Raw genomic sequence first — 14,060 nt, 5'->3', positions numbered from 1 at the left:
TCGGAGCCGTGAATGTCCTAGTCCGCGAGAATCTCTGCCTCGGTCTCGATGCGGTCGACTGTCACCGGGGGAACCCGTACCGGTCCTGGGCGGTAGGTGACCGACTGCAGTGCACCGGTGTATCGGAAGACTCCTCGGCGTTCGCGCAGGTCCCAGGACACCGGTCCTCTCGAGTCGACTCCGACGGAGATGCCGGTCCACGGTGCCATCGCGACCAGTTGGACTTGGTTCGGGAGTGCTGCTACGTGCACAGCGTCGACCGATACGGCGAAGTCCCATCGCAATCCCGGTGCCACCACGGCGTCGAGGGTGACGAGGGAGGCATCCGGTGGCAGTGACGCGCTCACCGATCTGTAGTGTCCAAAACTGTTCAAGCCGAACACGATCTGTCCGTCCTCCACGTAGAGGATGTACCCGCCCTGCGGATCGCCGTGCGCCACGAGTACCCCGTCGGCGACACTTCCGAGAGCAACGTCGATCGAGAAGTCTCGGTAGGCGATCAGCTTCGACGACCGGTAGCGCTCCAGGGTGGGCGTTCCAGGAAGGAGCGTGACAGGGTGGGACAGCTGCGCTTCTTCGGGCCTGCGCCGTGCGAGGTCGGCGCGCGTGACCAACGGGAATACCGTGTTCTCCCACGCAGCGCGCTCCCAAGCAGTTGCGAGTTCGGCGACCTTGTCCGGAAAGTCCGTGGATACGTCGTGTAGTTCGGTCGGGTCGGTATGCACGTCGAACAGTTGCCACTGCGGGGCGCCGACGTCCTCTCCCGCGAGGGCGAGTAGCTTCCAGCCGTCTCGGTAGAAGCCGCGATGTCCGGTGATCTCGGAATACTGTTCGAGGTGTCGCGACGGGTCGTTGGAACGTAGTACTTCGGCGAACGACACACCGTCGAACGTCAGGGCAGGACGACCTTGCCGTTCGGCGGGCACGTTCAGTCCTGCGAGGTCGAGTAGTGTCGGCGCCAGGTCGGTTACGTACGCGTACTGATGGCGGATTTCTCCGCGCGCGGGTAGCCCTGCCGGCCACGACAGCACGAAGGGCACGCGCACACCGCCGGCGAATGTCTGACCCTTGTAGAACCGGAACGGCGTATTGGATGTCTGGCCCCACCCACGCGGATAGTGCACTCCCAACCGTGCTGTCCCGATGAGATCTTCGTCGTGGGGCACGTCGCCGACCCAGTCCGGATCCTTCACGCCTGCGAACTCCGCGAAGTAACTCCGTGTCCCTTCCGGCCCGCCTTCCGCTGTCCCTCCGTTGTCCGAGGTGAACACCACGATGGTGTTGTCGAGTTCACCGAGGTCCTCGATGACCTGCAGTACACGTCCGATGCTCTGGTCGATGCTGTCGACCATGCCTGCATAGACTTCCATGTAGCGCGCGAAGCGTCGTTGCTGATCCTCGGTGAGCGAGTCCCATGGTTCGACGTCGTATCCGGGTTCGCTGTTCCGCGGTGCTTGCCGTGTTCCCTCGGGGAAGAGTCCGTCCGCGAGTTGCCGGGCAAATCGACTTTCGCGCAGCCTGTCCCACCCGGCGGCGTACTTGCCCCGGTACTTCGCACGATCTGCTTGCTTGGCCTGTAGTGGGCCGTGCATCGCCACGTGCGCGAAGTACAGAAAGAACGGCTTCGGCGAGTGTGCTCGTAGATCCTTGATGTAGCCGACGGCGTGATCGGTCAGATCGTCCGTGAGGTAATAGTTCTCGGGGTATTCCTCGGTTTCGACCGCGCCGTTGTCGGAGGTCAACTGATTGGGGTGGAAGAACGAGTTCAGCCCTTCGAGCGACCCGTAGTAGCGGTCGAATCCGCGCTGCGTCGGCCACGAATCCTTTGTTCGGCCAGGGCCCATGTTCGCATCGCGGACGAGGTGCCATTTTCCGACGGCATAGGTGGCATACCCGTTGTCACGCAACATCTCCGGTAGTGTCAGCGCGTCGTCCGCGAGCTCGAGACGTAAACCCGGAAAACCGGGGTCGGCGTTGGATACGTAACCGTAGCCCGCGCGGTGAGCGTTGATGCCGGTCAGAAGTGACGCGCGGGACGGTGAACACAGCGGAGTCGTATGATAATTGGTGAAACGCACACCCGACGCGGCCAGCCGGTCGAGGTGTGGAGTGTCGATCTCCGAGCCGTAAGGACCGGTGTCACTGAAGCCCATGTCGTCGATCAGAATGACGACGATGTTGGGGGCACCAGGGGGTGCGGACGGAGGATAGGCCCAGGCCGGGGTCGAGTCGGCAGCCGTTCTGCCGACTCGACCCTCGAATCCGTCGTACCCCCGCGCGTAGGGCGGGATCGACATCAGAGAGAGATGAGGACTGGCTCGTCGATGACCGAGTAGTGCTCCGCGTCGCCGGCGACGACGCGGCTCTTCTGCCCGTTCGGGTGGACCGGGACATCACCGGCGAGGGTGATGCGCTCGAGTCGTCGGTACTGGTCGTCCCAGTCGGCCACGGCGTAGTGCTGGGTGGCGCGGTTGTCCCAGATCGCGACGTCGCCGAGTGACCACGTCCACCGAACGGTGTTCTCCAGTTTGGTCACCCGGTCCTGGAGAAGGTTGAACAGCACCTGTGATTCCTTGGTCGGCAGGCCGATGAATCCCTTGATGAAGTGGCCGAGAACGAGGGTCTTCTCACCGGTTTCGGGGTGGACGCGCACCACAGGGTGCTCGGTCTCGAAGTACGTGGACTGGAATTCCTTTCGATACTCCGCCGACTTCTCGTTCTGGATCCTCTCTGCGGACGTCGCGGAATAGTCGTAGGCGTTCGAGTGCGTCGCCCACAGATTGTCGACGAGAGCCTTCAGCGAGTCCGGGAGGCTCTCGTAGGCTGCGACCTGCGATGCCCAGGTGGTGTTTCCGCCGTATTCCGGGAGCTGCACGGCGCGAAGAATCGAAGCCTTGGGGATGCGGTCGACGAACGTGACGTCCGAGTGCCAGCTGTTGGCCTTGCCGTACTCGGAGTCGATGGCAAGGGTCTTCGTGCCCCGCGACGTCACGGTGGGGTGCGGCGTCGTCGGAGAACCGAGAAGCTCGGCGAACGCGTACTGACTTTCGTCGTCGAGGTGGTCCTGTCCGCTGAAGAAGATGACCTTGTGTTCGAGCAGTGCGCGCCGGATGAAGTCGACGGTCTCCGTGTCCAGGTCACCGCCCAGGCGGACACCCTCGATACGCGCGCCGATCTTGCCGCCGACCTTCACTGCCCGAAGGGTTGTCGCGGGAACGGTGTCTACTGACATGGAGCGAGCCTTTCCGTCGGAGGTGCACTGCGCGAAAAACTGAGGCGCAGTGCGGGATTGAATCACCGCACCATAGAACCGTCGAGCAATCCACAGTTTGGATCACGAAGATTGCAAGTGCCTCGAAACGTTGTGGTTCCGGAGGTGCCGGTGCTAGCTTCGCTGCACACTTGCGTCTCTCCTTGAAAGCGAATCCTCTTGAGTACAAACATGTCTTTCGACCGGCGCACTCTGCTGCGCGGTGCGGGCCTGAGCGCGCTGGCCATCTTCGGTGCGGCCGCATGCTCGTCCGCGGTGGGTGAGCAGCAGGACGCAGGCTCGTCCGACGCGACCCCGGTGCGCGGCGGGACGCTGAAAACTGCGGTGACGCAGGACGTAGTGCCGGCGAACTTCCTGACCAACACTGCGGGTGCGACAACGGTCATCGGCCTCGTCTACGAAAGCTTGATCCGGTATCCGCACGACGAGGTATCGCCGACGCCTTTGCTTGCAGAGTCGTGGACACTCGCCGACGACGGCCTGTCGCTCACGCTCGAACTGCGAGACGATGTCACGTTCCATTCCGGGAGGCCGTTCACCTCGACGGATGCCGAGTTCTCGATTCGCACCTATGCGGACCCCACGTGGACGGCGCAGTTGCGCAGTACCGCGGCGGCGATCACGGCCTTCGACACCACCGATCCGCACCGGCTCGTACTGACTTTCGCGCACCCCCTGGGCAACATCTTCGATCTCCTCGACACCGTCCCGATCCTGGACAGCGAATCGATCGACCAGCTGAGGACGGGTGAGAAGTTCGTCGGTACCGGTCCTTTCGTTCTCACCGAACGCACGCCGAACCAGTCGCTCACCTTCGTCCGCAACGACAGTTACCGGGTGCCGGAGCGCCCGTATCTGGACCGCGTGGAAGTGTCGATCATCCCCGACGCCCAGGCGTTGACGAACGCCATCAGGTCGGGTCAGGTGCAGGCGGTCACCAACATCAACTACCGCGACGCGGAGACGCTCGCGAACGGCGGAGCACACACGAGCAACAACCTCGAAGGTGCCGAGCTGCAGATCTACGTCGGCACCAACGTGCAGAACCCGGCACTGTCCGACGTCCGGCTGCGTCGGGCGATCGCGTTCGCGCTGGACCGTGACCGGATCATCACCGAGGTATTCCGGGGTGCCGGATACCCGATCAATGTTCCGTGGCCGAAGACGTCACCCGCGTACGACGAGGACCTCAACGCGACCTTCACTCTCGATACGGACCGCGCGAAAGCGTTGGTCGCCGAGGTCGGAAACATTCCCGCCCTGCCGCTGACCTATCAGGCGGGAAACCCGTACTACGAGGCGACCGCGCAGATCGTGCAGGCGAACCTGGCCGAGATCGGCGTCACGGTCGAACTCGATCCGGTCGAGAGTGCCGCGTTCGTGAAACAGCTGATCGGGCAACAGTTCCCCGCGCTGTGGGTGACGTTCCATTCCTGGGCGCAGTACACGCCGTCGACGCTGACGGTCAGCGCGTATCCGTTCAATGCACTGAAGAACGCGTCACGGTACGAGTCGCCCTCGTATCAGGCTGCTGCCGACGCGGCGTGGCAAGTGGCCGACGGCACCGGCGACGAGGCGAAGGAGAAGTACTCGGCGGTCAGCCTGGAGTTGCTCGAAAGCCTGTTCCTGATCGAGATCGGCGTGACGTTCAACCAGGTTGTCACCGCCAACAGCGTGCACGGTCTCGATTGGACGAAGCGATCGGAAGTCCTGCTGACGGATGTCTTTCTGTCATGACGCGCTACCTGCTGCACAAGATTCCGTCGGCACTGCTCGTACTGTTCCTCGCGTCCGTCGTCATCTTCCTGGTGCTTCGCCTGGTACCGGGTGACGCCGCGACGACGTTGGCCGGGCCCGACGCGTCCGAGGAATCCATCGCCGCGATCAGAGCGCAACTGGGACTGGACAAATCGATCCCGGTGCAGTACTCGACCTGGCTCTGGGGCGTGGTCACGTTCGACCTCGGGCGCTCGTACGTCATCGGCGGAACCATTGCGGACCTGGTGTTCGACGGCCTGCTCAACACCGTCGTGCTGTCGGTGACGGCGCTGCTGCTGGCGGTCGTGGTGTCGGTCGGGCTTTCGGTTGCGTCCGTGGCGTGGCCGAGACGCTGGCTCACCGCGCTGGTCAACGGTGCCAACACCGTTGCCGTGGCGTTGCCGCCGTTCGTGTCCGGTGTGCTGCTCGTTCTGTTTTTCGCTGTGTTGCTGCCGGTACTGCCGGCGGGCGGGGTACCGCCCGACGGGTTCCTCGCTCGTCCCGACATCACCGTGCAGTATCTGCTTCTCCCCGCCGTGTGCCTGGCATTACCGGTGGCGGCCGCTCTGACGCGGTTTCTGACGGAGTCCCTGCGCACCGAACTGAAACAGCCTTACATCACCACAGCTCGGTCCCTGGGAGTGTCGCAGTGGAATCTGGTGTCGCGCTCGGCGCTGCGAAACGCACTGCCCACGATGGTCACCGCGTTGGGTCTGCAGACCGGGCAGTTGCTCGGGGGTGCTGTTCTGGTCGAGGCGATCTTCGCGTGGCCAGGTATCGGTCAGTTGATCGAGCAGGGCATCAGCCGGCGTGATTACCCCGTCGTGCAGGTCTTGCTGCTGTTGTCCGTGACGGTGTTCGTCGCAGTCCAGCTCCTGACCGATGTGGTGCACGCCTACCTCGACCCCCGGATTCGCATCGGAGCACCGTCATGACCGTCCTCGACGAACCAGTAGGGACGCGGACCAGGTGGAGTGGCCTGACGAGTGGTCAGGGGCTGGTGGGAGTGATCATCGTCGGTGTCATTGCGCTGGCCGGTATCTTCGCTCCGCTGTTGGCTCCGTACGATCCGCTGGAACAGATCTCCGGCGCAAACTTGCTGGCGCCCAACGCGGATCATTGGCTGGGAACCGACCAGGTCAACCGCGACGTGCTCTCGCGAGTGCTGTACGGCATCAGAATCGATCTCGAGATCGCATTTGTCGCGGTGCCGATCGGTGCGATCATCGGTGGTCTCGTCGGGTTGGTGTCGACGCTGCATCCGGCGGCCGACACTGCCGCACAACGAATCTTCGACGTCGTGCTGGCCTTCCCCGCCTTGATCCTCGCCATCACGCTCGCCGCCATCATCGGTCCTGGTGCGTTCACCGTCGGCGTGGTGATCGTCCTGGCCGAGCTGCCGATTTTCGGTCGGTTGATCAGAACATCGGTGCTGAAGGTGCGGGAACAACCGTACGTCGAAGCGGCCGAGGTCATCGGAGCGGGCAAACTGTTCGTCCTGCGCACGCACGTGCTGCCGAACTCGCTGGAGCCCATCGGAGTTCAGGTAGCGCTGTCGCTCTCCCTCGCCGTGTTCGTCGAGAGTGCGATGAGTTTCATCGGTATCGGCGTCCGGCCGCCGGAACCGTCGCTCGGGTCGATCATCTCCGACTCCATCCCGAATCTGGACATCAACGCGGCGTTCGCTGTCGGACCGCTCGTCGTCGTCGCACTGCTCGTCCTCGGCTTTCTCCTCATCGCCCAGGGCATCGGACGGGAGCGCCGGTCATGACCTTACTGAAGATCGAAGATCTCACCATCGCGTTCGGGACGGCTGCACCGGTCGTCGACGGAGTGAGCATCGGCGTCGACGACGGTGAGATAGTCGCACTGGTGGGTGAGTCCGGTTCCGGTAAGTCGCTCACGGCCCGAACGATTCTCGGGTTGCTACCCGACGGTGCCGACGCGACCGGCTCGGTGACTCTCGGAGACACACAGTTGATCGGCGCGAACGAGGCTCTGCTCGGGTCCGTCCGAGGCGTCCGGGCAGCGATGATCTTCCAGGAGCCGCAGACCGCTCTCAACCCGGTCCAGAAGATCGGGTGGCAGATCACGCAAGCTCTGCAGGCACACGGCAGGATATCCAAGTCCGAGGCTCGCTGCCGGGCAATCGAACTGCTGGAACTGGTGGAGATTCCCGACGCCGCATCCCGGGTCGATTGGTATCCGCATCAGCTGTCCGGGGGTCAGAAGCAGCGTGTCGTCATCGCCCTCGCACTGTCCGGTGAACCTGACCTTCTGATCGCCGACGAGCCGACCACAGCGCTGGACGTCACCGTGCAGGCCGAGATACTCGACCTGTTGCAGCGGCTGCGTAAGACTCGTGGCACAGCCATTCTGTTGATCACCCACAACATGGGGGTCGTCGCGGAGATCGCCGATTCGGTCGTGGTGATGCGCGAGGGCCGAGTGCTCGAGAGGCAGCCGGTGGACCGGTTGTTCTCCGATCCGTCGCACCCTTACACCCGCGATCTACTCGACGCGGTTCCACGACTGCACGAGGTCCGTGATCGGGTGCACGAGAAAAGATCCGCCGAGGTCCTCCGTCTGAGCGACGTTTCCGTCGTGTATCCGGGTCGCTTCGGTGCGGCGTCCTTCACCGCGATCGAGGGCGTCGACCTGACGCTCTCGGCCGGCGAAGTTCTCGGGTTGGTCGGTGAATCCGGTTCGGGCAAAACGACTCTCGGTCGACTGGCCCTGGGGTTGGTGCCTGCGACCACCGGCCGAGTCGAGCTACTCGGGGCGACGGTCGGACACTTGCGTGCGTCGGAATTGCGGGCGCTTCGGCGAGGCGTCGCCCTGGTGCATCAGGATCCTGCGGCCTCGCTGGACCCGCGCCGAAGCGTCGGGCAGAGCATCGGTGAGCCTCTGGTGGTGCACAAAGTGGCCACCGGCGCCGAGGTGCGGTCGAGGACGAAGCAACTGCTCGAATCGGTCCGTTTACCAGCGGACTTCGTGGACCGCAGACCGTCGGAGCTCTCGGGTGGGCAGCGTCAGCGCGTCGCACTGGCTCGGGCTCTCGCGCTGTCGCCGAAGCTGCTGGTAGCGGACGAGCCGACGAGCGCGCTCGATGTGTCGGTGCAAGCTCACGTACTGGAGTTGTTCGCCGAGTTGCGGGAAGAATTCGGCTTCGCCTGCCTCTTCGTCAGCCATGACCTGGCTGTGGTGGACAGCGTCGCCGATCGGGTCGTCGTACTTCGGCGCGGGACAGTGGTGGAGGAGGGGCTCGCCGCTGAGGTGTTCCGGAACCCACAACACGAGTACACCCGACATCTGATCGAGAGTGCACCCACTGCACCCGTGCGGGCCGGATGAGGCGGTTCGGCGCGCACGGGTGACGGAGGGTTACTTCACGACATCGGCGAGCCAGATGTCGGAGATGGTGTCCGCGGCCCAGGGGAGGCTGAGGGCGCTGGCGCCGCGGCGGAGGACCCAGGTGGCCTGTGATCCCGAGTTCGGCTGGGCGTCGTTGACGGCGTGGTAGCGGCCGTCGACGACGGGCGGGAGGCGCTGGAAGAGCCCGGAGGACTCCCTGGCCTGCTGGGTGGCGTCGTCGAAGTACGAGACGATCAGGATGTCGCCGTCCAGTTTCTCGAGTGCTTCGTCGGCGACGGCGGGATCGTCGGTGAATTCGGCGGCGATGGGATTGGGAGTGAATCCCAGATCAGTCATGAAGGATTCGGCGGTGCCGCCTGCGACGGAGTAGTAGTCGATGCCGCTGCCGGCGTAATCCGTTGCGATCGTGACGGTTTTGCCCTCGTACTCGGGATGTGCGGCGGCGACGTCGGCGATTCTGCGGTCGGCCTCGTCGATGACGGCTTCCGCAGCAGTCTGAAGATCGAGAACCTCGCCGACGACGCGCTGGCCCTCGCGCCAGTCCGCTTTGTCACCCGGGACGGTGGACAGGTCGACGTAGGGTGCGATGTCGGTGAGGCGATCCACGTCCGTCTGTTCGAGTCCGTAGTTCAGCGAGATGATGACGTCGGGGTTGGTGTTGGCGATGTTCTCGAAGTTCACCGGGTCGCTGCGGGTCGCTCCGTCGACGAATTCGATCTGCGAGAAGTAGTCGGTGTCTCGCCATTCCCAGACCGGATCCTCTGTCAGCGCGTACACCGGCGTGACGTCGAGTGCTTGGAGGGCGTCCAGGCCGGTGTTGAAGCCGATCACGGCAACGCGTTCGGGGCGCTCTTCGATGACGAAATCGCCCGCCCATGTGTCCACGGTGAGGGGGTACTGCGTGGTGCCCTCGGCGTCGGGCAGGAGGCCGGCAGTCGGGGAATCGGTACCGCCTTCCTCCGGGTTCTCGGACGACGAGCATCCGACGAGCGCCAGCGCGGCCGTCGCGGCGACTACGGGTATCAGGCGCGACCAGCGACGCTTCGCAGTGGTGGAGTGCATGGACAGGCCCCTTCGAAGTAGACAATTCGGACGAGAGGTTAGGCTACGCTACTCTATTTCGCATGGGATGTGGGAGATGCTGGCCTGTCGCGCCGAACGTGACGTTCACCGCATCGCTGCAGCGCACAGCGCCGCTGAGCTGAACGAATATCAAGTTAGTGCACGGATGTCCTTTGAAAACCGAGCGTCGCACGGGCATCATCTGTGGCATGCAGCAGACCATCACCACAGAAGAACAGCGCGCCCTCGACGAGATCCGTTCGAGGCTTGCTGCCCGGTTCCCCGAGGCAGATGTCGACGCGGCCGTCGCGGAAGCGCATCGCAAGTTCGACGGTGGGTCGATCCGTGATTTCGTGCCGCTGTTCGTGGAGAAGGACGCGGTCGCGCGCCTGTCCTGATGCCCTAACCCGATGCTGCCGGCTGGCAGGAGGGGCACCACCAGGTTCGGCGTCGCGCGGGATCACCGGGGACTTCGGCAGTGACTGCAATGATGGTCCCGCAGCGAAGGCAGGGCTTGCCTGCTCGGCCGGCGACCCAGTGCTGCCGTCCTTTTCGTCGGTCACCCGTGGTGATCTGATGGACTCCGTCGACTGTTGCGGAATGTGTCATCGCGCGGTGCAGTAACGCGACGAGCGCGGGTGCATCCACCGAGTCGGCTGGTCGCTGCGGGTGCAGTCCACGCAAGAAGCAGAGTTCGTTGGCCCAGAGGTTTCCGGGCCCGGCTATGACGCGTTGATCGAGCAAGGCCGAGATGATCGGCACGCCGCCTTGCGCCCTGACGTTCGATGTGGCCAACGCGGCATCGAAATCGTCGTGCAGCGGGTCGGGCCCGAGGTGCGCGAGAAGTCGGTTCATGTCGGATCGGGAGCCGTAGTCGACGACGGGAAGCGTCAGACCATAGGCGGTGGGTCCGTCCGTGCAGGACAGGTGAACTCGGACGTCGGGGGTCAAGCGTGCGGGTAGTCGGCGGCCGGGACGCGTGACGGTCCAGGATCCGGTCATCTTCAGGTGGGTGTGCAGCGCGGTCCCGTCGTCGAAGTCGGTGAACAGATGTTTGCCATGGGTGCGGTGCCCGGTGATCACCCGCCCGGCGAGGTCGACGGTCGCGTGCGCCGGGACATTCAACCTGCCGATGCGCAGTGTTCGCCCGTCCAGCGCCGCTCTCAGGCGTCGGGCGAGGCGGTAAACGGAGTCACCTTCGGGCACGCGGTGTGCTCACGCTTGTCGCAGTAGCGCCGTCGTGCGTTCCGCATCGACGGGTCGACCCAGGTGGAAGCCCTGGGCCAGATGGCATCCGGCGGCCACGAGGGCGTCGTACTGCGCCTGGTTCTCGACGCCTTCGCCGACGACGGTGACGTCGAATGCAGTGGCGAGCATGACGATCGCGGAGACGACCGCTTCGGCACGTTCCCCGGGCAGTTCGGCGATGTAGGACCTGTCGATCTTGAGGCACTCGAACGTCGGGTAGCGGTCGAGGTAGGCGATGGAGCCGTACCCTTTGCCCAGGTCGTCGAGCAGCAGTGCAACGCCCATCGCGCCGAGGGCTTCCAGGGTCGCGGAGACGCGGGCGGTGTCGGAGACCCATACCGTTTCGGTGATTTCGAGGCCGAGGGCCTCCGGAGGTAACCCGGTGTCGCGTAGCACGGCGGCGACGTCGTCGGGAAAAGCGCTGTTACGCAGTTGAAGAGCGCTTACGTTCACACGGATGGTGATGTCCGAGAACGTTCTCCACTGGACCGCCTGCGCGCACGCGGTGCGGAGCGCCCACGAGCCCAGGGCGGTGGCCAGGCCGGTCCTTTCTGCGACGGCGACGAACTCGGTCGGTTCGATCGGTCCTCGCTCCGGATGGTTCCAGCGTGCCAGTGCCTCGACTGCAACGATCCTGCCGGTGGAGATCTGTATCAGCGGTTGATAATGCAGTCTGAGATCCCCTGCGGCCAGGGCGTTCCGTAGGTCGATCGACAACGATCGGACGCGGTCCGCGTCGTACAGGTCGTCGCGGTCGAAAAGTGCGTACCCGCCGTCGCCGCTGTCCTTGGCGCGGTACATTGCCAGGTCGGCTCGGTGAATGAGATCGCGCCGGGTCATCGACGGCTCCGACAGGGCGATGCCGATGCTGACGCTCATCGGGATGGGGCCGTCACCCGGGCGCAGAGGCGCGCCCAGCATCGAAATGATGTGGCGGGCAAACTCTTCTGCCTCGTCAGGTCCCTGGATGTTCTGGTACATGACGAGGAACTCGTCGCCCCCGAGTCGGGCTACGGTGCCTCGTTCTCCCACGGCGTCGGTGAGGCGCTCGCTGAATCGGACGAGTGCACGGTCCCCGCTCTCGTGTCCGAGGCTGTCGTTGATGATCTTGAAGTCGTCGATGTCGAGGAGCAAGAGCGTAACGTGACTGCATTCCGAGTGGTTGCGCATGAGCGCATCGTCGACGAACTCGTACGCCAGCGTCCGATTGGGGAGTGACGTCAGGGCGTCGTGCATGCTCTTGAGCCACAGCTGTCGGTCCAGCTCCACGCGTTTGAGCGCTGACGTCACGACACTCGCGACGGCGGCGAGGAAGCTCATCTCGTCGGCACTGTACATCCGTGGCTCGTGTCCGTACACCGCCAGTGCACCCCAGTGCTCCGATGAGGCGAAAGGCACCGGTACCGCTGCCCCGCTGCGCATCTCGAGTCCTGCCATTGTCGAGGTGTCGAAGCGATCCTCGGTGGCGATGTCCGGGCAGATAACCGGGATGTTGTGCTGCAGTGCGTAACCGGCCATCGAATGGTTGCCGGCCGGAATGGACGTGCGCGGGGAGAGGGTCCGGCTTGCAGCGAGAACGTTCAGGGTGCTGTCCCCGGCATGCGTCTGATGGACGACGGCTGCGGATTCGACGCCCAGAAGCGTCGCAGCGGCCAGAGCTGCGGCCGACATCAACTGCGCGAGGTCTGCGTGCACGGCTAGTCGGCTGAGTTCGGCGAGCGCTTGTTGCTCGGCTGCGTGCTGTCTGGCCGTCGCGGCCACGGCCTGCAATTCTTCGTCGCGGTGGTGCCCGGCCGTCCTGTCCCGAATGATCGTGGCGATCTTGCCGGGGAAGCCGTCGTGGCTCTCGAGGACGTAAGCCGAGACTGCGACGGGGATGGCGACGTCCGTGCGGTGATGGCGAAGTTCGCTCAATCCCCGCCACTGACCGGTATGCCTCAGACTCGCCTCGACCTCGTCGGCCACCAGGAGGCCGCGAACGGTGAAAAACATGTCGGTTGTCAGGCCCTCGTCGTCCGGCAGGGAATCGAGGCCGACGAGCGCGCGTCCGGCCGGATTGACGTACAGCACTTCACCCGAGAATTCCGACAATGCGATCAGATCGGGCGACAGGTCCAGTAACGCCTGCAGTACGGCCAGGTCATCGGTCGGATCCGGCATAGCCGTCCTTTCAGGCCAACTGACAGTCGACAACACATGGTATGGCCTGGTCCAGTCGATAAGTACTGAATCCACGGGAGCGCACAAGAGCCGTCGAATACCCAACGATGGCGGACTCGAACCACTTCGTCCTTTCGCCCGACAAACCTGCTCGTTTCCCTGCACACTGGCGAAATGTGGTGGTGGATTCTGGGCATCGTGGCGCTGTGGATCGTGATAGCGCTCATCTTCGCTCTGCGCATCAGCCGTGGACTCGGATCGATCGGCAACTGGGACGACGAAGACGAGGATCTCTAGAACGCCGGATATGATGTGCGTCGTCGATCGCAGTTCGTGGTCGAACCGGAGGGGCATCCGTCGAGCAGCGGCGTCGTCACCCGGAGCAGGTGCACGCCATGGTTCCGCGCTGCTACCTGCATCAACGTTGATTGCATGCAGCTCGGACTGAGGTGAACGATGGCTGAACCCACCGCGCGAGCGTCGGACAATTCGCCGACGTTGTCGGGACTCGCGGACTTCGCGCGTGACCTGCGCAAGGGCAACCGCACGGTCGAGGAGACCGTTCAGCAGATCCTGGCGCTGTCGATCGACCTGATCGGCAATGTCCACCACGGATGCGTCACAACCCTGGAGAAGGGGAAACGCACCGTGGTCGCCTCGACGGATTCCGTCGCCGAGGAGATGTGCCGCCTGCAGTACGAGTTGGACGAAGGTCCCATCGACAACGAACTCCGGCACCTCGACACCGTCGTGTCCGGGGAGCTCGACGGTGAGCAGAGGTGGCCGCAGTTCGCGAAGATCGCGGTGGCGGAAGGGGTGCGATCCCTGGCTGCGTTCCGGCTGTACTCCGGTGACGGCGACCTCGGCGCCCTGGTCTTCTACAGCAAATGCACCGACGCGTTCGACGAGGACGATCTGGTCGTCGGGGAAGCCGTCGCGACCCACGCAGCGCTGGCCCTTCTGGCCGCGCGCGAGCGGGACCAACTGAAGTCGGCGCTCGCACGACGGGACATCATCGGCCAGGCCAAGGGAATGCTGATGGAGCGGTACTCCATCGACGCCCTCCGCGCCTTCGACCTGCTGGTCAAGCTGTCGCAAGAACGTAACCAGCGACTCCACGACGTTGCCGCGGAACTCGTGGCCGCCGAATCGGTGTCGCAGTAGTCGGAAGTCGACCGTGCTCGAG

At 64.2% G+C, this 14,060-nt stretch carries 12 protein-coding genes; 7 read left to right on the top strand and 5 right to left on the bottom strand.

Going from position 1 to position 14,060, the window contains the following annotated elements; translation table 11 throughout:
• Positions 1–17: 17 nt before the first annotated feature.
• Positions 18–2,297 carry an arylsulfatase gene (locus CH293_RS07710; protein ID WP_094719869.1) on the bottom strand — a complete coding sequence of 760 codons (2,280 nt, stop codon included), beginning with the start codon at positions 2,295–2,297 and terminating at the stop codon, positions 18–20.
• The gene (locus tag CH293_RS07705) at positions 2,297–3,232 is read right to left on the bottom strand and encodes a TauD/TfdA family dioxygenase (protein ID WP_176459939.1); all 936 of its coding nucleotides are present in this window, start codon (positions 3,230–3,232) and stop codon (positions 2,297–2,299) included. The genes CH293_RS07710 and CH293_RS07705 overlap by 1 nt, the downstream gene beginning before the upstream one ends.
• 210 nt (positions 3,233–3,442) lie before the next feature.
• Here CH293_RS07705 and CH293_RS07700 point away from each other — a divergent pair, with 210 nt between their 5' ends.
• Genes CH293_RS07700 through CH293_RS07685 form a run of 4 tightly spaced genes read left to right on the top strand, consistent with a single transcriptional unit; the run spans position 3,443 to position 8,383 of the window.
• Positions 3,443–5,008 (top strand): ABC transporter substrate-binding protein, encoded by a 1,566-nt coding sequence (locus CH293_RS07700; protein ID WP_094719868.1) that lies wholly within the window; start codon positions 3,443–3,445, stop codon positions 5,006–5,008.
• Positions 5,005–5,964, top strand: a complete 960-nt coding sequence (locus CH293_RS07695) for an ABC transporter permease (protein WP_019665654.1) — start codon at positions 5,005–5,007, stop codon at positions 5,962–5,964. The genes CH293_RS07700 and CH293_RS07695 overlap by 4 nt, the downstream gene beginning before the upstream one ends.
• On the top strand, positions 5,961–6,800 hold the full coding sequence (locus CH293_RS07690) for an ABC transporter permease (protein WP_094719867.1): 840 nt from the start codon (positions 5,961–5,963) through the stop codon (positions 6,798–6,800). The genes CH293_RS07695 and CH293_RS07690 overlap by 4 nt, the downstream gene beginning before the upstream one ends.
• On the top strand, positions 6,797–8,383 hold the full coding sequence (locus tag CH293_RS07685; protein ID WP_094719866.1) for an ABC transporter ATP-binding protein: 1,587 nt from the start codon (positions 6,797–6,799) through the stop codon (positions 8,381–8,383). The genes CH293_RS07690 and CH293_RS07685 overlap by 4 nt, the downstream gene beginning before the upstream one ends.
• A 30-nt stretch (positions 8,384–8,413) precedes the next feature.
• On the opposite strand, the gene CH293_RS07680 is transcribed toward CH293_RS07685, so the two are convergent.
• Positions 8,414–9,466: an ABC transporter substrate-binding protein gene (locus tag CH293_RS07680; protein ID WP_094719865.1), complete on the bottom strand. Its 1,053-nt coding sequence runs from the start codon at positions 9,464–9,466 to the stop codon at positions 8,414–8,416.
• Between the two features lie 209 nt (positions 9,467–9,675).
• Here CH293_RS07680 and CH293_RS07675 point away from each other — a divergent pair, with 209 nt between their 5' ends.
• On the top strand, positions 9,676–9,864 hold the full coding sequence (locus CH293_RS07675; RefSeq protein ID WP_037199516.1) for a three-helix bundle dimerization domain-containing protein: 189 nt from the start codon (positions 9,676–9,678) through the stop codon (positions 9,862–9,864).
• 4 nt (positions 9,865–9,868) lie between these two features.
• Here CH293_RS07675 and CH293_RS07670 read toward each other — a convergent pair whose 3' ends face one another.
• A complete protein-coding gene (locus CH293_RS07670) occupies positions 9,869–10,672 on the bottom strand; it encodes a DNA-formamidopyrimidine glycosylase family protein (protein WP_094719863.1) in 804 nt (267 codons plus the stop codon).
• Between the two features lie 9 nt (positions 10,673–10,681).
• Positions 10,682–12,874, bottom strand: coding sequence for an EAL domain-containing protein (locus tag CH293_RS07665; protein ID WP_094719862.1), 2,193 nt, complete (start codon positions 12,872–12,874; stop codon positions 10,682–10,684).
• A 174-nt stretch (positions 12,875–13,048) separates the two neighbouring features.
• On the opposite strand from CH293_RS07665, the gene CH293_RS28505 reads away from it, so the two are divergent.
• On the top strand, positions 13,049–13,171 hold the full coding sequence (locus tag CH293_RS28505; protein WP_255032813.1) for a hypothetical protein: 123 nt from the start codon (positions 13,049–13,051) through the stop codon (positions 13,169–13,171).
• A gap of 159 nt (positions 13,172–13,330) precedes the next feature.
• Positions 13,331–14,038: a GAF and ANTAR domain-containing protein gene (locus CH293_RS07660; RefSeq protein WP_037111892.1), complete on the top strand. Its 708-nt coding sequence runs from the start codon at positions 13,331–13,333 to the stop codon at positions 14,036–14,038.
• Positions 14,039–14,060 lie beyond the last annotated feature (22 nt).

Origin of the sequence: Rhodococcus sp. 14-2470-1b, from assembly GCF_002259415.1 — a bacterium.
Lineage (GTDB): Bacteria > Actinomycetota > Actinomycetes > Mycobacteriales > Mycobacteriaceae > Rhodococcoides.
Note: the sequence above shows the minus strand (reverse complement) of the source record. Positions and strands in the feature narration are given on the sequence as shown.